The 23,222-nt window shown below is 49.7% G+C and carries 21 protein-coding genes; 8 read left to right on the plus strand and 13 right to left on the minus strand.

Annotated features, from left to right (window positions below; translation table 11 throughout):
• Window positions 1-3: 3 nt before the first annotated feature.
• Entirely contained in the window at window positions 4-603 is a 600-nt protein-coding gene (locus NHAL_RS21975) for a GFA family protein (RefSeq protein ID WP_013033070.1), read from the minus strand.
• 22 nt (window positions 604-625) lie between these two features.
• Window positions 626-1,069 carry a methyltransferase family protein gene (locus NHAL_RS10255; protein ID WP_013033071.1) on the minus strand — a complete coding sequence of 148 codons (444 nt, stop codon included), beginning with the start codon at window positions 1,067-1,069 and terminating at the stop codon, window positions 626-628.
• 56 nt (window positions 1,070-1,125) lie between these two features.
• On the opposite strand from NHAL_RS10255, the gene NHAL_RS10260 reads away from it, so the two are divergent.
• On the plus strand, window positions 1,126-1,833 hold the full coding sequence (locus tag NHAL_RS10260; protein ID WP_013033072.1) for an LOG family protein: 708 nt from the start codon (window positions 1,126-1,128) through the stop codon (window positions 1,831-1,833).
• Here the strand turns inward: NHAL_RS10260 and NHAL_RS10265 are convergent.
• Complete coding sequence (locus tag NHAL_RS10265) at window positions 1,817-2,194, minus strand: YbaN family protein (protein ID WP_013033073.1); 378 nt, start codon at window positions 2,192-2,194, stop codon at window positions 1,817-1,819. The genes NHAL_RS10260 and NHAL_RS10265 overlap by 17 nt on opposite strands.
• A gap of 315 nt (window positions 2,195-2,509) precedes the next feature.
• Here NHAL_RS10265 and NHAL_RS10270 point away from each other — a divergent pair, with 315 nt between their 5' ends.
• Window positions 2,510-3,814: a glycerophosphodiester phosphodiesterase family protein gene (locus NHAL_RS10270; protein WP_013033074.1), complete on the plus strand. Its 1,305-nt coding sequence runs from the start codon at window positions 2,510-2,512 to the stop codon at window positions 3,812-3,814.
• A 157-nt stretch (window positions 3,815-3,971) separates the two neighbouring features.
• On the opposite strand, the gene NHAL_RS10275 is transcribed toward NHAL_RS10270, so the two are convergent.
• Window positions 3,972-4,700 (minus strand): ZIP family metal transporter, encoded by a 729-nt coding sequence (locus NHAL_RS10275; protein ID WP_013033075.1) that lies wholly within the window; start codon window positions 4,698-4,700, stop codon window positions 3,972-3,974.
• Between the two features lie 793 nt (window positions 4,701-5,493).
• On the opposite strand from NHAL_RS10275, the gene NHAL_RS10280 reads away from it, so the two are divergent.
• Window positions 5,494-6,504 (plus strand): choice-of-anchor O protein, encoded by a 1,011-nt coding sequence (locus NHAL_RS10280; protein WP_013033076.1) that lies wholly within the window; start codon window positions 5,494-5,496, stop codon window positions 6,502-6,504.
• Entirely contained in the window at window positions 6,461-7,855 is a 1,395-nt protein-coding gene (locus tag NHAL_RS10285; RefSeq protein WP_041354860.1) for a choice-of-anchor O protein, read from the plus strand. Before NHAL_RS10280 ends, NHAL_RS10285 begins: the two co-directional genes overlap by 44 nt.
• 182 nt (window positions 7,856-8,037) lie before the next feature.
• On the opposite strand, the gene NHAL_RS10290 is transcribed toward NHAL_RS10285, so the two are convergent.
• Window positions 8,038-8,400: a hypothetical protein gene (locus NHAL_RS10290; RefSeq protein ID WP_013033078.1), complete on the minus strand. Its 363-nt coding sequence runs from the start codon at window positions 8,398-8,400 to the stop codon at window positions 8,038-8,040.
• Between the two features lie 302 nt (window positions 8,401-8,702).
• On the opposite strand from NHAL_RS10290, the gene NHAL_RS10295 reads away from it, so the two are divergent.
• Complete coding sequence (locus NHAL_RS10295; protein WP_013033079.1) at window positions 8,703-9,212, plus strand: DUF1269 domain-containing protein; 510 nt, start codon at window positions 8,703-8,705, stop codon at window positions 9,210-9,212.
• 388 nt (window positions 9,213-9,600) lie between these two features.
• Window positions 9,601-10,110 carry an ammonium transporter gene (locus tag NHAL_RS10300; protein ID WP_013033080.1) on the plus strand — a complete coding sequence of 170 codons (510 nt, stop codon included), beginning with the start codon at window positions 9,601-9,603 and terminating at the stop codon, window positions 10,108-10,110.
• Between the two features lie 144 nt (window positions 10,111-10,254).
• Here NHAL_RS10300 and NHAL_RS10305 read toward each other — a convergent pair whose 3' ends face one another.
• The 6 genes from NHAL_RS10305 to NHAL_RS10330 form a co-directional block, all read right to left on the minus strand.
• Window positions 10,255-10,770 (minus strand): Hsp20/alpha crystallin family protein, encoded by a 516-nt coding sequence (locus NHAL_RS10305; protein WP_013033081.1) that lies wholly within the window; start codon window positions 10,768-10,770, stop codon window positions 10,255-10,257.
• Between the two features lie 149 nt (window positions 10,771-10,919).
• Window positions 10,920-12,518 (minus strand): glycerol-3-phosphate dehydrogenase/oxidase, encoded by a 1,599-nt coding sequence (locus NHAL_RS10310; RefSeq protein WP_013033082.1) that lies wholly within the window; start codon window positions 12,516-12,518, stop codon window positions 10,920-10,922.
• An 8-nt stretch (window positions 12,519-12,526) separates the two neighbouring features.
• A complete protein-coding gene (gene glpK, locus NHAL_RS10315; protein ID WP_013033083.1) occupies window positions 12,527-14,038 on the minus strand; it encodes a glycerol kinase GlpK in 1,512 nt (503 codons plus the stop codon).
• A 342-nt stretch (window positions 14,039-14,380) separates the two neighbouring features.
• Window positions 14,381-15,130, minus strand: coding sequence for an archaetidylserine decarboxylase (gene asd / locus NHAL_RS10320; RefSeq protein ID WP_203434313.1), 750 nt, complete (start codon window positions 15,128-15,130; stop codon window positions 14,381-14,383).
• A 903-nt stretch (window positions 15,131-16,033) separates the two neighbouring features.
• Window positions 16,034-16,558 (minus strand): cytochrome P460 family protein, encoded by a 525-nt coding sequence (locus NHAL_RS10325; protein ID WP_013033085.1) that lies wholly within the window; start codon window positions 16,556-16,558, stop codon window positions 16,034-16,036.
• Between the two features lie 306 nt (window positions 16,559-16,864).
• A complete protein-coding gene (locus tag NHAL_RS10330) occupies window positions 16,865-17,431 on the minus strand; it encodes a CIA30 family protein (protein WP_013033086.1) in 567 nt (188 codons plus the stop codon).
• A gap of 50 nt (window positions 17,432-17,481) precedes the next feature.
• Here NHAL_RS10330 and NHAL_RS10335 point away from each other — a divergent pair, with 50 nt between their 5' ends.
• Window positions 17,482-17,679 (plus strand): DUF3565 domain-containing protein, encoded by a 198-nt coding sequence (locus NHAL_RS10335; protein ID WP_013033087.1) that lies wholly within the window; start codon window positions 17,482-17,484, stop codon window positions 17,677-17,679.
• Window positions 17,680-17,697: 18 nt separating this feature from the next.
• On the opposite strand, the gene NHAL_RS10340 is transcribed toward NHAL_RS10335, so the two are convergent.
• Together NHAL_RS10340 and NHAL_RS10345 are read right to left on the minus strand one after the other, a co-directional pair.
• Window positions 17,698-18,462, minus strand: coding sequence for a TIGR04283 family arsenosugar biosynthesis glycosyltransferase (locus NHAL_RS10340; RefSeq protein ID WP_157862545.1), 765 nt, complete (start codon window positions 18,460-18,462; stop codon window positions 17,698-17,700).
• A gap of 58 nt (window positions 18,463-18,520) precedes the next feature.
• The gene (locus NHAL_RS10345) at window positions 18,521-20,659 is read right to left on the minus strand and encodes a hypothetical protein (protein ID WP_013033089.1); all 2,139 of its coding nucleotides are present in this window, start codon (window positions 20,657-20,659) and stop codon (window positions 18,521-18,523) included.
• Window positions 20,660-20,754: 95 nt separating this feature from the next.
• Between NHAL_RS10345 and NHAL_RS10350 the strand changes: the two genes are divergently transcribed.
• Window positions 20,755-23,217 carry a glycoside hydrolase family 31 protein gene (locus NHAL_RS10350; protein WP_013033090.1) on the plus strand — a complete coding sequence of 821 codons (2,463 nt, stop codon included), beginning with the start codon at window positions 20,755-20,757 and terminating at the stop codon, window positions 23,215-23,217.
• The last annotated feature ends 5 nt before the right edge of the window (window positions 23,218-23,222 follow it).

A 23,222-nucleotide genomic window follows, 5' to 3' on the forward strand; every position in this document is an offset into this window, starting at 1 on the left:
AAGTTACCTTTTAAACCACTGTTCGACTTTAACCTTTGCTTTGTCTGAGTGTTCTTCTTTAATATGAACCGATACTGTTGCAACTGCAGATAATAACGTGCCTAAATCGTCCACATAACCCCCTGGCAGCAAATCGGGTAGGGCGTCAACTGGAGAGATGAAATAAATTAAAGCACTATAAATAACCGTTTTTGCCCATTTGGGAGTATCTTCATCTTGTAAAGCATAATAAAGTTTTAAGGAAGTTTCGATAACATCTAGCCCTACTGATTTTGCATATATGTTGATTTTCTCCCAGAAGGCCTTATCTGAGTACTGTGTTGTCCGCTTTGGTTTCTTCATATTTTTGCAGAAATTCCGCTGTGCTGGGCTTTTCTTAACTTCCCCTGTTTTAGGGTCTGAAATTCTTGCTTGGTATACACTGAGATGTTTTTTACCCTTTATTTTCAGGGTTTCATAATCTCCACCTAGGTTGATAGCATAGCCTCCACCACCTGCTGTTTTCCGGCAGATAGAGCAATAACAGAGGTTAAAGGGGTAAGGGTGTGGGGAATGAAGTGTAAAGCGTACGTTGCCGCAATGGCACAAACCTTTAAGTTGCATGGACTAAACCTTCCCATGGTTTTTAGAAAACAAAAGGGATAAATTTTTTTGTTCTTGCCATATAATCGAGATACTCAGGGAAAGAATCCTTCAATAGAGTCTCCTCAATATGGGATTTGGCTATTAAAACTGGCACTAAAATTGTCAAGCCGATAAAATTTAGGTAATGAAAATTGTAGATTGTGATACCCAACATCACTATGAATAAACTGGTGTACATAGGATGGCGAATATACTTGTAAGGGCCATGGGTAATGAGGTCGGCATTATGTTTTATTTCAGGATGGATGTTAAAATTACTTAATCGGTTAAAGTATAGCGTGATTATCCCAGCGACTAATCCAATAGTCACTAATAACAAGCTAGCCATAAAGTTCCTATCTGCTAGACCAAAAGGAAAACAGCATAAAATAATTGCTAAAAACTGTAATGTGACTAGAAAATAACCCATCAATTTAATATGCATGAGACAAAGTATATCCAACTCTTTGATTATACTATTATCTCTTAAAAGAGATAATCATGAATGACAAAACTACTACTGATGATACAGCCCATTATTCGCTCCTCGGAAAAGTGGAGGGAGCAGAGAAGGTATTCCTGTCGGGAAGACGGAACCGGGAATCAGATTTAGAAAGCGCGGTCACTTTTTTTCTAGAGTTTTTGCGGGGGTTTGAAAGTTTTGACTTTAAGCCCCCCTGTGTCACGATTTTCGGTTCATCCCGCTTTCCGGAGAATCATCGCTATTACCAACTTGCAAGACAGCTTGGCAGTGCCTTGGCCAAGGCAGGGTATGCGGTGATAACCGGTGGCGGATCCGGAATTATGGAAGCCGCTAATCGTGGCGCCAAAGAAGGAGGAGGCTTGAGTCTGGGCTGCAACATCCAACTCCCCCAAGAGCAAAAGCCTAACCCTTATCTTGATAAGTTTATCCAGTTTGAACATTTTTTTGTTCGTAAGGTAATGCTTGTCAAATATTCCTCTGCATTTGTGATCATGCCCGGCGGTTTTGGTACTCTTGATGAAGCCTTTGAGGTTGTCACGCTGGTGCAGACAGGCAAGTTAGAGCGGTTTCCTATTATCGGCATGGGTGGCGATTTCTGGGAACATTTACGGCGCTTCGCTCAAGAGACCATGTTGGGCGAAGGGGTGATTAGCCCCAAAGACATAGATCTTATCCATATTGCGAACACTGTGGGTGACGCTGTTGAAATCATTCAACAAGCGTAGGGTGGACAGGGTGTATTTTAATCCTCGCAATAAAAAACAGGGCATAGACAATGATTAAGGTGCCTAAAATTTTGAGGATAGTATTCTCGATAGCAAAGATCACCGAATAACCACCGAAAAAAATTAATGAGAGGATGGCAATGATCTTAGCTCTCAGGGGAATCGCCCTATGCTCATGCCAGTTCTTGATCATCGGTCCGAAGGTGGCATTTTCTATAAGCATTTGATGAAGCCTTGGAGAGGATCTGGCAAAGCATCCCGCGGCCAAAAGGAGAAAAGGGGTCGTAGGAAGGAGGGGAAGAATAACTCCCATTGTGGCAAGACCCGTAAAAACGAAACCTAGAATTTTGTAAAACCACATGAATGAAACGACCTAAAAATAAGCACCTTTACCTTCTGTGTGGTATCAAGGGTAAATATCGGTGGGACTAGACCCGGCTGCGCTGGTGTTTGAGCTTTACATATTATAGATAATTGTATTAAAAGAATCAGGGGCTATGGGCACCTATTTAGCTTTGGCCGGGCGGCAAAGGGAGAAAATAACGTCTATTATTGGCTTTTCATTAGCCCTTAACGATACTGCCATTTAACAGACATAAAACTTCAGTAGTGTGGCGCGTTGGATCCTTTTCGATCCTGCCTGAACCCTCTTTATGCTAAAGAACTGGAGGATCTAATGCGCCTAAATAGCTCTATGCTTATGATTGCTACTATTTTTATGGCGTTATCCGCCCTTGCCCCTGCTGACGGTTTTGGAGATAACGAAAACCATAAGTGGGGAAAAGATAAGGGGGAAAAGCTGTCCGCCAACAAAAAAGGGGGGCAACATGTGCAGTTGGGTCCCCGGCCATTCTACCTCGTGGAGGACATGGAGGAGAGTAAGCTCAAGGAGGCCCTTCAAGGGTGCACCAAAGGTCCCTTCTATAAGACCGATTTTTCCATAGGCCACCGGGGCGCTCCCCTGCAGTTCCCCGAGCACGCCCAGGAGTCCTACGAAGCAGCCGCCCGCATGGGGGCCGGTATCCTAGAGTGCGATGTCACCTTCACTCAGGACAGAGAGTTGGTGTGTCGCCATTCCCAGTGCGACTTACATACCACCACCAATATCCTTGCCACCGGCCTGGCCGCTAAGTGCTCTGTACCTTTTACGCCCGCTGAGATCGATCCCGTGACCGGCGAAACTATCGCACCGGCTTCGGCCAAATGCTGTACCAGCGACATTACCCTTAAGGAGTTCAAGACCCTCCAGGGTAAGATGGATGCTTTCAACTCCAACGCCACTACCGTCGAAGAGTACATGAATGCTACGCCAAATTGGCGTACTGATCTGTACTCCGCCAAGGGTACTTTACTGAGTCATGCAGAGAGCATTGAGCTCTTTAAGACGTTGGGCGTGAAGTTTGCCCCTGAGCTCAAAACTCCTGCCGTTGCCATGCCTTTTGAAGGCGATTATACCCAGGAGGATTATGCCCAGCAGTTGATTGATGAGTACCATGAGGCAGGTGTTCGAGCGAGGAAGGTGTATCCCCAATCTTTCAATCTCAATGATGTACTCTACTGGATTCATAATGAACCCGCCTTCGGCAGGCAGGCGGTGTTCCTTGACGACGCCAACTCCGTCGGCGAGTTGGATTCCTCCCCGGCTGCCATGGAGAGCCTCGTTGCCCAGGGGGTGACAATTATCGCGCCCCCCCTGTGGGCCCTGCTGGAACTGAATGAGAATAATGAGATTGTGCCCTCGGAGTATGCCTTGAATGCCAAGGCTGCTGGTCTTGATATCATCACCTGGACGATTGAGCGTTCCGGTCCGCTCAAGGGCGGCGGCGGTTGGTACTATCAGACCACTACCGACGCCATCGATAATGATGGCGACATGCTGGAAGTGCTTGATGTCTTGGCGAAGGATGTGGGTATCCTGGGCATTTTTTCCGATTGGCCTGCTACGGTGACCTACTATGCCAACTGCATGGGCTTAAGATAGCCCCAGCTAAAGGGCAGGCGGGCACGCTAAGGTTTCACGAGAGGCCCGTCTGTCCTGGGCTAGGGCGAGAGCCCCTTCCTTCCCGCTCTCCCATCTAGGCCGAGTTGTGGGGAGGTGCCCCCTAGCTGGTGGACCCACCGTCCACGGGTGTCATCCATCACTTGGTTAGCACGATGAGGACGGCCACCAGGATGCCAGCACCGAAGGCAAACATGCTGTACTTTCGGTGTTCCTTTTCCGTCTGAGGCAACAGATGGGTGGCGCCCACATAGACGAGCGCGCCTGCCGACAGGGATAGTAAAGCTCCCAATAACGGTTTGTCGATCTGGTTAATGTAGGGATAAGAAATCAGCATACCTAGAGGGGTGGTCAGTGAGGCGGCGAGGAAGGCTAGAATCAAAGAAGTTTTTTCGCTAAACCCCCCGCGCAAAAGCAGCAAATAGGTGATGATTCCTTCAGGAAATTCATGGAGCACCATGCCGGTGGCGGCCAACGCTCCAGTAAAGATGCTGACGGTAAACGTGATGGAGTACACGAACCCGTCGATGAATGAATGGAAACCGATGCCGAGCATGGGGATCAGTCCGATACCGTAGCGGGAATTTGGATTCCGCTCACAGACAAAAGCGGTGATAAATCGGTTGAACAGGTGCAGTAGGACAAACCCAATAAGCAGATACACGGGAGCATTGGCATTCATCTCGAAGGACTTCGGGATAATGTGCAAAAAGGAGACGGAAATCAGCACGCCAGCCGCGAAGCAAACGAAGTAGATACTATATTTTCGGCCCCAGGCCTCAAAATGGCGAATGGTGTAGATACCCAGTGCCGTCACCAGTGCTGCCAAGGAACTGGCGGCCAATGCCACCCAGAATGTATTTTCCATGTTATTTGCTCCGGGGCACCTTATTGATTATTGAGTGCAAGCAACACAGCGAGCAAACCCCCTTCTAGATGGACAAGGCGCGGCGTATCTTGACCACCACAAAAACCTCCTTGCCATGGCCGCTACGCAAAACTTCAATCCCACGGATCTCTGGCAGTCAAAGCTGTTATTCGTAAAAGGGAATGCTTCGGTGATGACCTGTGTAGTAAAAATGCCTCTTTTTGTAAACCATAGATAGGCGCATGTTTTCGTTTTTTGCTCTTGCCTAATGCTCGATTCAATTATTGTAAAAAAGCATGATCAAAACTATAAGAATTATCAGGCAGCTTTGCTACTCAAGATTAATAGATTAAAAATTTAGATTAATAAAGGTTTCCCAGAGATTAGGTCTGGAATATTGCATTTCTGTTTAGCAACCACACCAATGTTATCACTTCGTTAAATTCAAGGGATGAAAAAACATAGAAAAATTAAAATTTATAGGCTATCTATAAATTTAAACTCATACCAATTTAACCAAAGAATGCAATCTATTAAGGCTTCAAGTGGTTGTTTAGACTGAATCCATACAATGCAAAATCACATGAAATTGGTATCAACTTAATGAAGAGAATAAAGTAATCATATAGTCATAAATAATCATAAAAGTCTGCAAGATTTTCCTAACCATGTGAAGCGTTCTTAATCCATATTAAGCACAGAAAGTCGGTTTAAGCAAAGAGCAGTGAGCGGCTTAGGGAAAGTTCGATCACTGCCTATATTTTTTTGACCGTAGTAAAGGGAGGAGTTATTGATGAGATGGAAAGTATCCCCGCTTCTAATCGGAGCATTTCTGGCGGGTGGGGCGGCCTTTGCCGATGACGGCGGCAACGGCAATCCCGGTTCGCCGTTCCAGAAAAGCATGTCGCAGAAACTACCCCCAGGTGGTGAAGCAGAACACGCCTTCATTGATGTGATGAATCTGTATGTGCCGGCCCAGGCGGCCGATGGTACCCTACTCAACACCGATGGAGGAGTCGAGCACTACAACATCGATGGCGTCCTTGAGGAGACACTTAGCGACGCCAAGCCCCAGATTGGGGTGTTTCTGTACGGCCCCGTTGAGCACGTGGAAGGCAACGAGGAGATCGGCTTCACCGGCCACGGCAAGCGGGAGGCCTATGCGGCGGTGAGCCTGGACGACGGCAACACCTGGAAGTTGACCAATCTGTCTGAATCGGCCGACAAGAGTTCCGCGGATTTCGACCGGAGGGATGTCAAGCTCTACAAAAATGACGATATCAACTACCCGGGCGACGTTCTCAACATCGCCCAGGCCACCGCGGGCAAGCAGACCATCGTGGCTTGGTTTAGCCGCTACTGCGGCAGTGGGCAGCCGAACTACTCGCTGAAGAACGATGAGGCGCGCCTTGGCGCGATTGTGGATTATCTCGGCCTCGATCTGAGCGACCCGTCCCCCGATGATCTCTATCTCACCGACATGTACAGGGTTTCCGGACAGCAGCAATCGGTGGATTATGCGGAGGATGAATTTGAAAAAAATCAAATTGTTGGCGAGGTACCCTACGCTTGTCTGTGGGCCGCACGGGGCACACTTGAACAACAGGATGACGACACCTACCAGATAGTCTGGCGTAAGGCCGAGCGGCTCACCTCTGGTCGGCGGGACGTCAACCGGGTCGAGGCGGATATGGTGGAAGGTGTCGGTGCCGTGATCACCTGGCAGGAAGATCCGGAAGGTTTGCGGCCCGGCCGATGTCATGGCCCGGCGGATGCTGCTGCCAAGCGGCTACCAAGAGGGTGAACACAACCCCTATGCTTTCACCAACATGGCCTGCGACAACTGGGTCGTTAACGCAGGAGAGAACCCATACTATCCAGATGGACTGTGCGGGGCACCGGCCATCAATCTGTCGTCGGTGACCCCGGATACCTGTACCGATACCTCACTTGACAATCCACAGCCAGGAGATGCCGACTGTCCGTCGGTTGATCCGGCGACGGGAATCGGGGATACCAATCCCATTCTGCAGGGCAGCGAGATCCCAGAGCCCAACACCACCAAGGTGCTCACCTGGCATCAGTGCCCGTCCGACGCTGCGGTGGTTAGCTATAGCGACGGTATCAGCCCGGTGACGGCCTGCGAGGACAGCGCCACCAACCGGGCCAACAACATCCTCGACCAGTCTTGGTACAATCCCCTGGATGTGGCCAAAGGCCACCGGGGCTTCGTGGACGGCGACTTCATCATGCTCCTCTATGCCTGGTCGCCCAACTGGAAGCTCAATACCCGCGGCCGGGATCGTTATGAACTCTACATCCGGCGTTCCTTCGATGGCGGTCAGACCTGGACCACTTTGCCCGATAATTATTCCCATTCGGGCGAGATTTTCGATGGCAATGGCACGGTTACCACCTGCGAGACCTTCCGTACCGCAGAAACCCAGGTAGGAAGTGATCAAGGTGAGGTAAGCGATGAACCCCAAGCCTGCTTCAGCTATGATGCCGGCGGCGCTGAACAGGCCCGTAACGTGTCGCAGCTCAAATCCATGCGCTTCACTATCTTGGACCCGCGCTATTCGGAAACGGCGCCGACCATCCCGGACACTGGGAGAGAGGAAGACGCTAGGGATCCTTCGCGCTACTTCATTGTCTACGAGACCGGCGACAACCGGACCGTGGAATTTGGTGAGGCAGAATCACTAAATCTGTTCTACAGCCGCGGCGTCCAGTTCGGGAACAACTATCAGGTCTGGGCCGAAGAGGACGATCTGAGCGTGTGCTATCCTTCTGATCCACACGGTGACCCCGATGTGATTGACTCGGTGGTGGAAGGTTCTGGCTTCTGCAACGAGTTCGACGATCTGGAGGGCAAGCAGGACATCACCTCCGGTGAGGGCAGCATCGAGGCCAATCCGGGCGGTGAATGGCTCTATGGTGTGTGGTCGCAGGCCACGGGCGAGGCCACGCCTCCGGGCAATGCGCCTGCGGTCAACCCAGGCCAGGGCCTGGGTCAAGGCAATTCCGCCGGCGCCAATCCGGGCAGGCCTGATTTTGAGTCCGATGCCATGTGGCGGCGGGTTTGGTACATAGACGGCTACATCTCGGACACGTATGCCTGGGATGTGGTTGGTCAGGGGGTCGCTAGTCCATAAAAACCCCTGACAGGGTATGAGAACGAGCGGCAGATCACCGGTAACGGCGATCTGCCGCTTTTTTTTACTTGATACCAATTAATCAAAGAATGTAATTTATTAAGTCTCCAAGTGCTTGTTTAAACTGCATCTATACAATGCAAAATCCCATGAAATGGGTATGAGCCCCTTTTTTATGACTGCTATTCTTCGACAAGCTTTTGATAAGCTTCGCATTCTGGTGTTAGCGGTCCGTCAGCTTGTTGAAGGTCCCCGCATGTAAGGCCCTGCATACTTTCCATGCAGCGGGTAGCGGGTTCATATAGCTTATGATTTTCAAGTGCAGCGTTATAATTTTGCTGTATAGAGGCACACATATTTTCCATCATGGGGGCCATCATTTGTTTCATTTGTGGCGATAGGTCTTTCTGCTCTAGGCTTTTAAGGGCGCAGAATTTTATTTTCTCACAAAGTTTCTCGGACGCTTCACTGAAAGAGTCGGCTGAGCAGATACTCGGGACCATGCTTAATATAAATACCATTGAATATAAAGTAATTTTTTTCATTGTTATCTCCATAAGTCGTGTTTGGCCGTTTCAATAGGAATATTCTACTGTTTCGGATAGTTGAGACATGATCTTAATGGGTCGGTATTTCTAATACCAATTTCATATATAAGGATCTTTGGGGGATCGCATGCTAAACTTAAAGTAAATATTCCTGAAAAATAGCGAAGTCACGATACATCGCTGTAGTGGAATGAAAAATTAAGCTCAAAACTGCACAAATTTGTCAAATCAGTATCATTGAGTACAGGCGGTATATAGAAGTTCATGTGCAGAAGACGTCGCAAAGAGGAAAAAAAGATATGAGAAGACTCTATTTTATGGTACCTAATGTTGACAGTGCCAAAGCTATTGTTGACGAGCTACTGTTGGCTCGGGTAGAAGAGCGGCATATCCATATTATTGCCAAGGAAGGAACCCCCATGGAAGATCTACCGGAGGCGGGACTCGCGCAAAGAAGCGATGTTATTCCGGCATTAGAGAGGGGGATTACGCTAGGTGGCGCCACCGGTGTCTTGGCGGGAATAGTCGCGGTCACCTTTCCGCCGGCAGGGCTCGCCTTGGGGGGAGGGGCTATATTAGCGATTAGCCTTGCGGGTGCAGGTGTGGGAAGTCTGATGTCCACTATGATAGGTGTGGATGTTCCCAATTCGCGGATTAAGCAATTTGAGGAAGACATCGAAAAGGGAGAACTCCTGATGATGGTGGATGTTCCCAAAGATCGGATCGATGAAATTGATGAATTGGTGAAAAAACATCATCCCGAAGCCGAAATTAATGGGACCGAGCCTACCATTCCGGCCTTTCCCTAATATCCAAGTTTTTTCTTCCCTACTCCAATAGGAGAAGGGCCTCGTTTCTGAGGCCCTCGTCAATTCTCCCCGGCTGGTCTTTCCCGCTAACAGGGATGATCCAGTCCCGGGGAACGGATTTTTAAGCTCACCCTCTAATCGAATATAGCGCTCCCTGCTGGTTCAAACCCAGTGGGATTGTAAAAAGCGCTGGGTTTGCCTATTTCCTAAAACGGCGAAGGCACAGGGGTAGGTTCAATTCTTTGTACTGTTCTCTTTTTTGTTAGTTTCTTGGTGGAGCTGAAAAGTAAATCTCGAAATTAAGCGAAGTTTTTACTATACAACATAGAGTAAAACAAGTGCTTCGTTCAGAAGCCTATATGCAGATGCATCAAAGAGGGAAAAGAACATGAGAAGACTTTATTTTTTGGTACCTGATGTTAAAGATGCCCGAGAAATTGTCAACGAGTTGTTGTTGGCCCGGGTGGAAGAGCGGCATATCCATATTATTGCCAAGGAAGGAATTTCCCTGGAAAATCTTCCGGAAGCAGGATTGATGCAAAAAAGTGATTTTATTCCCGCGCTTGAGAGAGGAGTTGCGGTAGGTGGTGCTACCGGTGCTTTGGCGGGATTAGTGGCCGTTACCTTTCCGCCGGCAGGGATTGTCCTTGGTGGAGGTGCCGTATTAGCGATGAGCCTTGCAGGCGCCGGTTTCGGAGCGTGGTTTTCCTCTATGATTGGCTCAGATGTACCCAATTCCCGTATTAAGAAGTTTGAAAAAGCCATTGAAGAAGGAGAACTCCTGATGATAGTAGATGTCCCCAAAGCTCGGGTCGATGAAATTGATGAATTGGTGAAAAAACATCATCCCGAAGCAGAAATTAGTGGGACTGAGCCTACTGTTCCGGCATTTCCCTAAAGGAAGTTACCCTTTGCAGGGTTGAGTAGAAAAATAATGGGGCTTATTGAGAGTGAGTTTGTAATCCTAAACTCCGGTGCATAGCGGCAAAGCTGCCGTGGCAGAGCAATGCCGCTATGCACCGGAGATATTGTGAGGAGTGCTCTATTCGACTTTGATGCGGCGCCGTTTTGATTTTTTCACCTTGGGCAAGGTGAGCTCCAAGATACCTTCTTTGAAAGAGGCCTTCCCTTTCTCACTTTCTACATCACTGGGTAACGCGACGGTGCGGGCAAAGCTGCCACGGGATATCTCGTGGCGAAAATAATCTCCTTTTTCTTCTTTTTCCTCGGTGCTGGTGGTGGCTTTAATTGTGACCGTGTTATCGGTAACCGAGATATCCAGGTCTTTTTTTTCTACTCCCGGCAGTTCGGCGCGGACAACCACTTCCTCATCCCGGTCGACCACATCAACCCGGGGAATCCTGCCTTCAGGGGGCCAGGCGAGTTCACCCAACATCGGCCATTCCCGTTGGAAAGGGCGCATCCAACCCCGGGGAAGGGCGCTTTCGAACCACCGTTCCATTTCTTCAAAGGGAGAGAGCATGCGGGCGGGTTCCACCCTCTGCCTTTCTATTTCTTTCCCCGTTTCTGACATTTGTTTTCCGCTTTCTTTCGGCATTGCTAATTCTCCTTAATTTCTTTTAATAAAGGTAATAAAGGCTAGCCAAGCCAAAAATACAATCCTTAGTATTATCTAGAACACTATAGCTGAGGTTTCAATAGGCTAGAGCGATTTCTTGGTCAATTATCGCAACAGATTTAATTCTCCTAAAAATACTCAGCAAATTTTTCCTGAGCTTGTTGACCAAACAGGGTCTCACAGGCTTCCCTTAGTTCTGCTGATCTTTTAAGGTCTTGCGGCCCTACGATTAAAGAGATTTTAGAGCGTCTGCGTAGAAAATCTTCTAGTTTGACAATCATTTCGCCTCGCGCGGCTAGTTGTAGTTCGCAGCGGAGATATTCTGTTCCTTCAATGAGAGCTTCAGCTTGTTGAGGATCGGCTTGGATCATTTCTAATAGGCCAATCGCCTCTGATCCATATCTTCGCCAGAGGCGGCAGGTCAGTTTTTCCGTCGAATTGGGTGGAGTGTAGCGGTCTAAATCCATTAACTCGGCCTGATGCAAAAAGGCTTTTTTTATGGCTTCCGGTGGTTCACCAAACCAGGGGTGTTGGGGATGGGGAAGGGTGACTCCTAGCGCCTGTACTAATTCGCTAACCTCTTCCCCCACATTGAGGCAATCCGTCAGTTTTCCCCCAAAAATACTGATATGGTCACTTTCCCAATTGATGTCAATCTCATGTTTGCGGGAAAGCTCCAACCAATCCCTTTTTCTCGAGGTGCCTGTTTTGACGACTAGAGGTCTGACCCCGCAGCGCTCAGCAATGATATCTTCCACCTTCAAGGGTTTCTTGAGGGTAAGCAATTTATTGATATTATCAAGAATAAATTGACGATCTTCCGCCGTGACGGTGGTAGTAGGATCTTTTACCGGGGTGTCGGTCGTTCCGATACAGGTTTTTACGCCCATGGGAATGGCAAAAAATAAGCGTCCGTCACTGGCAAAAAAGGCAAGTACCCGTTGGTGAGGGGTGAGTTTATCGACGATTAAATGTACCCCTTTAGAGAAGACATGTTGATGGGGCGTTTTTTGGCCGGTCAGCTGGTTATGTTGGTCCACAAAGGGGCCCGTGGCATTGAGCAGGACTTTAGACTTAATTTCAAATTCTTCACCACTCATATGATCCCTGGCCTGGGTTCTCCACACCTTATCGGTACCTCTTTGGGCTCCTAGGGATTCCACATAATTGGCGGCGATACAGCCACAGTTCAAGGCAGAGCGGATAAAGTTGAAGACAAACCGAGCATCATTGTCGTATAGGTAGGCATCCGAATACTCGAATCCTCCTTGGATGCTTTCTATATTGATAATGTCTTCTTCTTTTTTTATATCATTCCGTGACAGGAGGCGGGGGGGTTGGGTAAACCCCTTGCCCATCAACCAATAGAGCCAAGCACCTAGCCATAGGAGTAAGCGGGGGTATCGAAAGTTTTGGGGAACCGTTGTAAAAAAACGGATTTCTTTGACGGTGGAGGGATAATTCTTCATTAATTGATTTCTAGACTGGCACAGTTTCCAGACCAGCCGGAAATCGTAAGTTTCCAAATATTTGATTCCGCCCCAAATGAGATTAGAGGAGTGCTGGCTGGTAAAACCTGCAAAATCCCCCTTGTCAATTAGAGCGACTTTAGCGCCTTTGCCAGCAAGGGCGGCCGCAGAGACCGCGCCGTTAATCCCTCCGCCAATGATCAGAACATCATAAGTGGTTTGAGGCAGCCTTTCCAGATTGCGCGCTCGCAGTTGCATGGGCAAAGCTACTCCTTTTCCTGGGCCCAACCTTTGGCTCGTTCTACGGCCCTTTGCCACTGATGGTAAAGGCCCATGCGCTCCGATTCAGGTAGAGTGGGCTCATAGCGGTGGGCAAGTTGCCACTGGGAATCCAGCTCCTCACGGCTATGCCAGAATCCGGTGGCAAGTCCCGCCAAATAGGCCGCCCCCAAGGCGGTGGTTTCTGTAATCTCAGGAACTTCTACCGCCACGCCGAGGATATCTGCCTGGAATTGCATCAGAAAGCGATTGACTGAAGCCCCCCCATCGCAGCGTAGCACTTTTAGCGGGATTCCCGAATCCCGTTCCATAGCCTCTACCACATCTCGGGTTTGGTAGCCCATGCTTTCTAGCACTGCCCGCGCCAGATGGGCTTTAGTGGTGCCGCGGGTAACTCCCAGCAAGGTGCCGCGGGCGTAGGGATCCCAGTGGGGGGCGCCAAGGCCGACGAGAGCCGGCACAAAGTAGACCCCCTCGTTGGTTTCCACCGAGCGGGCTAGGGCCTCGGTTTCTGAGGCGTGGCTGATGATTCCTAGGCCATCTCGCAACCATTGAATTCCTGCCCCGGTAATAAAGATGGCGCCTTCCAAGGCATATTCAACGGGGTCATCGCCAATCCCCCAGGCGATGGTGGTCAGCAGCTTTTCCTGGCTGAAAATAGCCTCTTTACCGGTATTCATCAGCACAAAGGAGCCAGTCCCGTACGTGTTCTTGGCCAATCCTTCCCCATAGCAGGCCTGGCCGAAGAGGGCGGCCTGTTGATCCCCTGCAATTCCCGCAATAGGAATACCGCCGCTTCCGGGAAGGGCTTGGGGGACTGTTTCCCCATAGACATAAGAAGAGGGCTTGACTTGGGGCAGCAGGGCAGGGGGAATCTGGAGCATTTGCAAGATTTCCTCATCCCACTGTAGGTCGTGGATGTTGTAAAGCAGGGTCCGGCTGGCGTTGGAGTAATCGGTAATATGATTCTTGCCGCCAGTGAGTTTCCAGACGAGCCAGGAATCAACGGTTCCAAAAGCGATCTCACTGGCTTCTGCCCGTTGTCTGAGGCCATCCACATGGTCGAGAAGCCATTTGACCTTAGTGCCTGAAAAATAGGGGTCGATGACCAGCCCGGTTCGGTGCCGGAAGGTCTCCTCTAGACCCCTGGCTTTGAGTGCTTCACAGAGGGGGGTGGTGCGCCTATCTTGCCAGACAATCGCTTTTGCCACGGGCTCTCCCGTGCGCCGGTCCCACATCACCACTGTTTCCCGCTGGTTAGTGATGCCGATTGCTGCCAGATTAGCGGGATCTAAATGGGCCTCGTGCAAGGCGGTGGCGACTACCTTTTGGGTGACTGACCAAATCTCGTTAGGATCATGCTCCACCCATCCTGGCCGGGGATAATGTTGGGTAAACTCTGAATAGGCTCGGCCTTGAATGCGCCCCTGCTGATCAAAAATCAAAACGGTGATGCCGGTCGTGCCCGCATCGATAGATAATACATGACTTGCTGCCATTTCGCTTTAAAGCCTCACATGGATGTTAGGCGACCCCCTAGTGACGATGCAAAGCGCAGCGGCGCACGGAACGCGAGGGCCGGTTAAATGTTGTTTCAGCGTCAAATTCGTACTACACTTTTCTTGCTCACGGGGCCTAGGGTCGGGAGGACCCGAAGTCAAAGCGCGTGGAGCGGTAAAGACCCCGAGGTCAAGGTAAACCCTTTGCCGAGGACTGCTGAGAAACGCGAATTTGTCGGACTGATGAAATTTTGAATGGACAAAATTGAAATCAGTCACGATGAAACTCCAACCTAATGGGTTTGAAATCACCTCTTCTTTGATACGCCGTTCCCTGGTCCCTTAAATTCCTAAGTATAAATGCTCCCTATTGATTTTGCTTGATTTTAAATTTCTGTCCAGTAGGGGTTGTCCCATTCGTACTTGGGTTTGCGGCCGAAGCCAGGCACAGGGTTTCAATTGGTGGGTAGAAAAAACAATAATGGTGGAGCCCTGATGAAAATAGCCCATCTCCTCGCCTTTTTTAAAGGAAGCTTCACAAGGGATGTGATTCGGTCCTCGGTATTTGAGGTTAAGCAGGACGTTCAGAAAATTCAGGTGAATGCTAGCGACCAAGATGGCGGCGACGGGCACCAAAGTGATGGCCTGACCAAAGGCGGCGGTGTCTAGGGGAATCACCACCCGTTCATTTTTGCAATAGAGCCGTTCAATGCGTTGCAAGGCAATCGGGTTGACATTCCAGACATCGCCGGAGATATAGTTGACCGTTCGAACTCGGCCATCGCAGGGGGCATGAAAGCGATGGTACATGCTGGATTTGAGCCGCAGTGTCACATACCAGCCATCCCGGTAACGGGCCACTTGTTCCGAGTCGCCCAGTAGGTCTTCCAAAGTACAGGGGAATCCTTTCGCCTGTATCAATTGTGTCCCTTGAATGGCCCCTATCTCGCTGACGATAGCATCGCAGGGACTGATCACTATTGCTGGGTCGGGATCAATCGTTCGGGCACCGTCTTTAAGCTTGCGGGTAAAACAGTCATGTAGACTTCGAAAGGACTTGTTTTGCGCTTCTTCCAAACGTAGATCGTCCACAAATAATTGCCAAATCGCAATTGAAACTTTGGCAATTAGAGGATTTTCTATTCGACTAAATCAACCCATGAACAAAGTCAGGAGTCGACGGGGAATTCGATTAGTCAGCCAGAAATTGATATTCTCTTGCTGAAAAAATTGAACAACAAAGTTTTTTTTCATTATTGATGTCCTTGCACGGTAAATAAGACAATGAATTCAGAAACTACAATTTTTATTACAATTATGTTACTTGGCGGAAGCGCGCTAGTTTTTTTATTGCCCCAGTTACGATCAAGGTTTCTTTTGTCCCAGGCGAAACACGGCTCCCTCTCCGGTCATGCCAAAATATCGAAGCTGATTGCCAGCATAATTCCAAATTATGACTATGACGAGACACAATTTTTTCCTCCGATGATGTTCCTCCTGCCATCGCCCAGAAACGTAGGGCGGGCTTTGATCGTCTAAGTACCATATTTGCGCAGCGCAACCCAGCAGCAATCTGGATGGGAGAGCGTCTTGCACCTATTATTTCCGATTGCTGGGTTATGACTTTTACAAAGACTGTATTGGCGGGGGGATTGAAAAGGTCAGGAAATTAGGGCCGGTGCTGGGACTTTACCATCCTATTATCGAAGAAAAGGATTATTACAAGATTTATTAAAAAATATTAAGAATTGTTAAAGGTGTTTTGTCGGCTTGTAGGAGCGGTTCACTTGTCTACGCGTTACTGAATGCAAGGAAGGCAATGCGAAACAGACTGCTATTGGGTGAGGATTTACGCGTTAACTGATGAGAAACCGTTTTAAAAATAGCAAGTTTGTGCTGAGACTCGGTGAGGCGCGTTTGAGAAGTGCGGTTAGCTGCTAAGCCACGCGGCATACCATTGCCGCGTGGCTTAGACTTAGGTTTAGGGTTTTGCTTTTAATGATGTTTTACGTAGTCGATAAGTTTCTGGTGGGTGAACATGTGGTCCTGGCTTTCCAGAGGAGTATGGCATTGGGCGCACTCTAGATCATTGCTCTTGGGGGTACCGTCAGGGTTATACACGGCGAATCCCCAATTGCCTGCACGATGCTCCTGGGGGTAAGCCGCATCCCAATTGTCCTTTTTTTCCATGACGGCAACGGCAGCGAGTGCATCAATTTTGAAAATACCGTTATCGCCGGGAATGGGTTTACCTTCAGCATCTGTCTTGGGTTTATAGACTTCCATGACAATGGCCGATCCTGAATCCGCGGTCTGACCTTCCTTATGGCTGGAAACGGCAGTCTCATTAGCATAGAGTTTGGCTACCTGTTTCTGGTTGGCGCGGTTGATTGTGGCATAATGACTAAAAGATTGCTCATAACCTTCTGGAAACTTCACAAATTCAGGGTCCCCGCCCCCATAGGCGTAGAGTGGAGACAAAGCACAGATTATAGCCACTAACTTCAAAGGGTTTTTCATGTATTATTCTCCTTTATCGTTGTGTGTTGCACTCAATTGGGTTTTTTCAGAAAATCGCTTGTCAGGATATTGGCATTAAGTAGGCCTGGTAATTGTCCTAATAGACCTTCGAACGGCTACTTTTACCCTGATGGGCGAATCCTGGTTGTGCCCCTTCAAGCATTATATAGCGCAGTTACCCATAATATAAAACGGGTTCCTTACTCAGGTAGCCCGAATCCCTATTGACAGGAGGGGATTTATAAGGAGCCTTAATTTCCTAGCGAGGGAGAGTAAGGACAAAGCAGTGAATGAGAATTGACCCTATTAGTAGGCCTTAATCCATTCAATCTCCAACTGAAAATCGCCTGCCTGCTTGTCGGCAATCATCACGCCTACCTGGAAAATTGCGCTAGAATCGAGTGGTTTTTCATCTTCCAAAATGCGGCCACGGAAAGTAGGCACAAACCCAGAAAAGGGTAGTTTCACTACTTCCCAAGCTTGATTAGAGGTCTGAAATTTTGTTTGATAGGCGATTCCATCGAATTGAGCATCGGTACGCAATCTAAGGCGATATAGCTGGCCATCGCCACGAATACGGACTGCTAGACCAGTGAAAGACGACAGATCTAATTTTCTAACCGGCCAACGTACTGAGGCAAAGCCCCCTCTGTTTGCTAAGGACACCTGCCCTTCAAAAACACCTGTTCCCGATGAGGTTGTCCGGAAGTTGCTTTTTGAAAGGCCGCCCATGACCCCATCATTGATGACTTGCCAGGAGCGAGGCTCTTGGTTTCTAAAGTCAATAATCATTTGATTTTCTAATAAAAAACCAGTTAATGGTAATAGCATTAAAACAATAAGAACAATGAGTCGGATTAGTGTTTTCATCATGCACAGCATCTCTTTACAGCGGTTATTTAATATTGAATTATAGAGATCCTATGGAGCGCAAAATAGTCGATTATCATCAAGATGAGGAGGGCGATTGGGTGGCGGATCTGGAGTGTGGTCATAGCCAACATGTTCGGCACCAACCCCCATTTATCAATCGACCTTGGGTCGTGACTGCGGAAGGGCGCAAGTCCAGGTTGGGGCGAGTACTCAACTGTATCCAATGCGATTCAAAGGATGGGAATTGAAGATACCCTCTCAATGATTTAGCGTACATCCTGAAAGAAAGTCAAAGCCGTCCTTGGAATAGGCAAGCGTAATGTCACGCACAACTGAATCAAGACGACCTGTCCGGTGCTACGCCATATTCCCTTCTTGATGAATTTACGGGAATCGGTGACGACCGTGCTTTCCATAAGTATGGGCTGGGTCACCTGAATAAGTTGCTGACAAAAGGCAATGTCTTCCAAGATGGGCTGGTCTGGAAATCCACCCAGTTCTTGGAACAGCCGCTGCCTAACAAACATGGCTTGATCCCCATAAATAATTCGAGTTGAACGGCAGCGGAAATTATCCATGAGGGAGATCAATCGCAAGGATCCATTCTGGCCAGAGAAGCGATGGCGAAATCCTCCTGCAGCTATATTGCCGTCCAAGGCGTCAATCGTCATGAGGGCATCTTCAGGGAGCAGAGTGTCTGCATGAAGAAAGAGTAACCAATCCCCCCTGGCTCGAGCGGCACCGGCGTTCATTTGAGAGGCCCGGCCTTTGGGAGAACTCAGAAGTTGAATGGAATCATGGGCTTTTGCAATCTCTTGGGTTCGATCAACGCTGCCCCCGTCAACCAGGATAACTTCAAAAACACCAGGTTGGTTGAAGAGGCAGTCCAAGGTGGCGGGAAGAGCCTTTTCCTCATTATAGGCAGGGATGATAACGGAAATCATAGAGATTTGGATGGCTTGGTTGATACCCCTGGGAGGAGTGGCGTGGAACTTCGAACCTATGGCCGCCCTTGCGAGCCGTAAAATCAAGGGGCAGTTCCCTTGCCTCTTGGTATATAGATTAGTGTAGTCCACAGCATTCATGGATTCAGCTTGAGTTCAAATTATCACATCGGCTTGCCTTCTCAATGTGTGCTGGGGGGGTGCCCATAAGGTGTAGCAACCGCTCGAATTCTGTAAGGTTAAACCTGCTGCAGGTCAGCATGCGCCAAATCTGCTGTTCCGCCTCCTCTGACAAGAGCCAGCCTAGGGCAGGTTCGGGATCCCCCTCCGCCACGTCCATGCGGAAATGAAAGAATTCCGGTTTCACCGTCGCCCTGCATGGGGTGGGTTGGGCTTGACAGCGTTTCACCCAGTCGCGCAACTCCTTTGCAGCGAGGATTCCCCGTCCTCCGCGGGTGCTTAAAAGGCCCTGTACTGGCCCGAAGGCTTCATTGGCGCCTCGGTTGGTGGGAAGTTGCGTAAGGGGTTTGTCATTTTCAATGGTATTATTTTGGGCTAATTCAGGATCGCTGCTGATGAGGACAAAAATGGGTTTTAAGTTATCGCCAGGATTTTTGGCAAGGACCGCTTGCATCAATTGCATTGCGGTGATGGCGCCGAAATTCTCAAAATAACCGCCGTCTAAAATATGGCCATTGCGGCACAGTAAACCCTGCCAGAACCCCATTTCTTCATCCGGCCTACAGGGGAGGGTGCCTGGGGGGCTGACATAGGGGAAGCGGGCGCTATTTCCTGCTACGGTGCTTAAGGGAAGATCCGTTCCGGTCAGTTGGAAAAAATCTACCGTGTCCGTAAACTGCTCCGGTTCTAGTTTGAGAGTAGTGGTGACAATGCGCTTGCCAGTTTCCATATGGGTGCTATTGACCATCAACAGGGGCAGCCGGGCTTCCTCCATATTGCGGCTAAATTTGGTAAATCCGTCCGCCAAACCACGGCTATAGGCATTCTCAAAAATATTTTGCCAGGCCTTTTCCCATCCCAGTTCCATGGCTCTTTGTCGATCCGGCATGACTGCGAGGGGGAGAAAACGCTGCATTAAATCCGGATACAGCATGCTGGCAAAATTAGGAGCAAGGAAATCGGCGGATAAGGCCTGTTGTGTTTGCCATTGGTAACAGGTTTTGCTCCAATCGTGGGTTTGTGCCTTGGCCTGTTCGCATTGGGTGTTGTTTTCCCGCAACGTGGCCTCAAAGAAGGCAGCGCCCACGCTGCCCCCGGATACCGAACTGATAGCAAAGAGCGCATTCTGAAATTTCGGTTCGGCGTCAGTCAGGCCTCCTAACACGGTTGCCGTCCATTGGGAAGCGCGGATACCACCTCCCGTGGTTGCTACAATGATCAACGGCTTAATATTCCCCTCGATCAAAGGGGCTGATTCGGACCATTGCCTATAGGCCTTTTCCAGGGGTTGCTGGGTCGGTACCGACTCCAGGGTGCGGATATCGTGGTTATCATTGATAAAGCTGAACCCCACCGCCACTAAAAAAAGCGTCAAAATTACTGGAAAATCCCGGGCTCTAGTTTCGGTACCCAGGTCGAAGCGGGTGGTTTTATAGACCAGCCAACTGCCCACTGGAACTATGGAACTGAGGGCAAAAAATAAAATCCCCAGGGAGCCCACCCAGAATCCGAAATAGGCGGGGGCTGCAAAGCCGCCTAGGAGGAAAACGAGGCTGTAGGTCACGGTTACAGGAAGCAGAATTTTCTGGATAAAATCTAAATCAGCGCTCGAGCCCTTGGATGAGGAATCCAGGTTAAAATGTTGCATCCAGTGGCGGCGCTTTACCAAGGAGAAATAAAAAATGACTCCCGTGGCCACTGTCAGTAACAATAAAGCCCCATGAAGTGTCATCAGGGAATAGCCTTTTTGTTTCCAGGCAAACAGCAAGGAAAGGGTTGCGCAGAAATAAGCGATGACGGCGATAATACGGGGAATATGATTGACACTCCAAGAAAGAATGGGATTTTCTTCCCAAGTGGGACGCCCAAAGCGAAACTCCACCAGACGCCGGCAAGCAAACCAACTATGCAGTGCCCAGAAAAATATACCCAGATAAAAAAACAAAGCGTGGACGCCGCTATCCCCTACCCGTAGCGCCAATTCTTGCCCTTGTTGAATGAAAAGCAACCCTCCGCCTCCTAGTGCTACCACCAAAACGCTGAAGCGACAGTAGTAAAGCACAAGTAGAGCATCGTGAAATTTGTTCCAGAGTCTCACTAGCATTTTAAATAACCCTTTTATTTAGACTTTTACACGACTCTCTTATAGTCGCTATATTTGAACTATCCATTAAAACAACTAAAAAAGGAATTCCCCCCATGACTGAGAGTGCGGTGAGCTGCGGCTCCCTCATAAAATGGGCATTATCTGACAGGGTGCTGATGGCCCACCATGAACGGGGGATCCTGGAGATTGAATTAATCGCGGATGAGATTTTGCGGGTGCGGTTTAATCCTCAAGGCATTTTTACGCCGCGCCGTTCCTGGGATGTGGTCAAGGAAGAGGGCTTGCAGCCAAGTGCGCCCTTACAATGCCGGGAAGTCCCCGAAAAACTGATTGTTCAAGCGCCTAGCTGTGAGATCGAAATCCACCGGGGGACAGGGCAGTTGCGTTTTCGTCATATTTCTGGGCATTCTTTTGCAGAAGATCTCAGTGGACCCTATTGGCGAACCGTTTCCCTAGAGGAGACTCAAATCGTCGCTAGAGCAGGCGACAGGCTTCCAGCAGGGAAGGCCCAGATGGGGATTGCCGTGGAAAAAGGGATGGCGGCTAATGAAGGGTACTATGGTTTTGGCCAGCGGACTGGCAAGCTCAATCGCCGCTACCGCCGCCTTACCAATTGGAATGTGGATTTGGCGGGGGCAAGTCATTCCCGGGGAGATGACAATCTTTACCAAGCTTGCCCGTTTTTTCTAGCCGCACGCCCGGGTTTTGCCTGGGGCCTTTTTCTCCACTCCACTTGGTACAACCAATTCGATGTGGGGGCTAGCCAAGAGGACCGGTTGCGGATTTTTACCCTGGGCGGGGAGCTGGATTATTACCTATTGACCGGCCCTACTCCCGCAGCCGTGGTTGAACAACTCACCCGTTTAACTGGCCGGCCCTTGCTGCCGCCCCTTTGGGCCTTGGGCTTTCACCAATCTCGCTGGAGCTATTCAAACGATCAAGAAGTAGAAGGGATTGCTCAAGATTTTCGCGCCCGCAATATTCCCTTGGATGTGGTGCACTTGGATATCGATTACATGGAGGGATTTCGGGTCTTTACTTGGGATACAGAACGGTTTGCCGACCCCCAGGAAACCATAAACCGTCTCCATGCCCAGGGGATTCGGGTGGTGGCTATCCTTGACCCGGGGGTTAAGGGGGAACTACAAAAAGGCTATGGGGTCGCCGATGAGGGAGTTGCTAAGGAGGTATTTATCACTAATCCTGATGGCAGCCTCTTTAGGGGCTATTGTTGGCCCGGTGAAGCCCTTTTTCCCGATTTCAGCCGCTCCTTGGTCCGTGAATGGTGGGGCGAACAACAGCGGGTCTTACTGGAGGCAGGGGTAGATGGCCTCTGGAATGATATGAACGAACCTTCCATTTTTGACCGCCCCTTTGGGGAACCTAATCTCCAACAGCAGCCTATGCCGCTGGCCGCGCCCCAGGGGGAAGCGGGAGAGCGTACTTGCCATGCCGAGGTGCACAACCTCTATGGTGCCCTCATGGCTCAGGCGAGCTACGAGGGTTTGCGGCGTTTACGCCCCCATAAGCGACCCTGGGTACTGACCCGAAGCGCCTTTTTAGGAACCCAGCGGTATGCCGTGAGTTGGATGGGGGATAATAGTTCCTGGTGGGAGCACTTGGAGTTGAGTTTGCCTCAACTTGCTAGCATGGGGTTGTGTGGCATGCCCCACGTGGGGGTGGATATTGGGGGCTTTTATGAAAATGCTCATTCGGAACTTTATGCTCGCTGGATGGAGCTGGGGACCTTTTATCCCTTTATGCGCTGCCATACGGCACTGGGTACCCGATTACAAGAGCCCTGGTGCTTTGGGCCGGAGGTGGAAGCACTCAGCCGACGGGCGATTCTGTTGCGCTATCGCCTCTTGCCCTATTTTTATACCCTGGCCCATCTAGCTCACCGCACCGGTGCGCCTCTGGTGCGCCCATTGCTTTACCAATTCCCCGAGCAACCGGAACTTTACCCGGTGGAAGACCAGTGGATGGTGGGTCCCCACCTCATGGTGGCCCCGATTTATCAACCGGGAGCAAGACAGCGTTTGGTCCACCTTCCCCAGGGGCTCTGGTATGATTTTTGGACGGGCGAGCCCCTTTCGGGGGGAAAACCCAGGGTTTGGGAGGCTCCTTTAGGAAAACCCGGTGTTTTTGTTCCCGCAGGGGCTCTGCTGACCCTGGGCAACCCCCGGCAATCGACGAATGAGCCGCTCGCCGAACTTACCCTGGCCGTCTATCCCGGCGTATCCGGCCATTGGACTTTGATTGAAGATGATGGGGATTCCAATGATTATCAGCAAGGGGGGATAGCCGAAACCCGTTTTGCCCTTGAGTCCGATGGGGCTGCGGTCATTGTCCATGTTGATCGCCGTCAAGGCCCCTATCAGCCCTCACCAAGAATGTTTACTTTAAAAGTATACTTGCCCCAGCCACCGAAACAGGTTCTCTTTGATGACCTTGTGATAAATGACGGGCAATGGGAATCGACTTCCCAGGCCCTCCTGTTTTCCTATACCGACGATGGTCAGGCCCATAGGCTAGTGATTTCCCACTTATCATGAGCATA

Source organism: Nitrosococcus halophilus Nc 4 (assembly GCF_000024725.1).
In the GTDB taxonomy this organism is placed as follows: Bacteria; Pseudomonadota; Gammaproteobacteria; order Nitrosococcales; family Nitrosococcaceae; genus Nitrosococcus; species Nitrosococcus halophilus.

Coding starts and splice junctions, on each gene's coding strand:
- NHAL_RS21975 (WP_013033070.1), bottom strand. CDS start 603: ATGCAACTTAAAGGTTTGTGCCATTGCGGCAACGTACGCTTTACACTT.
- NHAL_RS10255 (WP_013033071.1), bottom strand. CDS start 1,069: ATGCATATTAAATTGATGGGTTATTTTCTAGTCACATTACAGTTTTTA.
- NHAL_RS10260 (WP_013033072.1), top strand. CDS start 1,126: ATGAATGACAAAACTACTACTGATGATACAGCCCATTATTCGCTCCTC.
- NHAL_RS10265 (WP_013033073.1), bottom strand. CDS start 2,194: ATGTGGTTTTACAAAATTCTAGGTTTCGTTTTTACGGGTCTTGCCACA.
- NHAL_RS10270 (WP_013033074.1), top strand. CDS start 2,510: ATGCGCCTAAATAGCTCTATGCTTATGATTGCTACTATTTTTATGGCG.
- NHAL_RS10275 (WP_013033075.1), bottom strand. CDS start 4,700: ATGGAAAATACATTCTGGGTGGCATTGGCCGCCAGTTCCTTGGCAGCA.
- NHAL_RS10280 (WP_013033076.1), top strand. CDS start 5,494: ATGAGATGGAAAGTATCCCCGCTTCTAATCGGAGCATTTCTGGCGGGT.
- NHAL_RS10285 (WP_041354860.1), top strand. CDS start 6,461: ATGGCCCGGCGGATGCTGCTGCCAAGCGGCTACCAAGAGGGTGAACAC.
- NHAL_RS10290 (WP_013033078.1), bottom strand. CDS start 8,400: ATGAAAAAAATTACTTTATATTCAATGGTATTTATATTAAGCATGGTC.
- NHAL_RS10295 (WP_013033079.1), top strand. CDS start 8,703: ATGAGAAGACTCTATTTTATGGTACCTAATGTTGACAGTGCCAAAGCT.
- NHAL_RS10300 (WP_013033080.1), top strand. CDS start 9,601: ATGAGAAGACTTTATTTTTTGGTACCTGATGTTAAAGATGCCCGAGAA.
- NHAL_RS10305 (WP_013033081.1), bottom strand. CDS start 10,770: ATGCCGAAAGAAAGCGGAAAACAAATGTCAGAAACGGGGAAAGAAATA.
- NHAL_RS10310 (WP_013033082.1), bottom strand. CDS start 12,518: ATGCAACTGCGAGCGCGCAATCTGGAAAGGCTGCCTCAAACCACTTAT.
- glpK (WP_013033083.1), bottom strand. CDS start 14,038: ATGGCAGCAAGTCATGTATTATCTATCGATGCGGGCACGACCGGCATC.
- NHAL_RS10325 (WP_013033085.1), bottom strand. CDS start 16,558: ATGAAAAACCCTTTGAAGTTAGTGGCTATAATCTGTGCTTTGTCTCCA.
- NHAL_RS10330 (WP_013033086.1), bottom strand. CDS start 17,431: ATGATGAAAACACTAATCCGACTCATTGTTCTTATTGTTTTAATGCTA.
- NHAL_RS10335 (WP_013033087.1), top strand. CDS start 17,482: ATGGAGCGCAAAATAGTCGATTATCATCAAGATGAGGAGGGCGATTGG.
- NHAL_RS10345 (WP_013033089.1), bottom strand. CDS start 20,659: ATGCTAGTGAGACTCTGGAACAAATTTCACGATGCTCTACTTGTGCTT.
- NHAL_RS10350 (WP_013033090.1), top strand. CDS start 20,755: ATGACTGAGAGTGCGGTGAGCTGCGGCTCCCTCATAAAATGGGCATTA.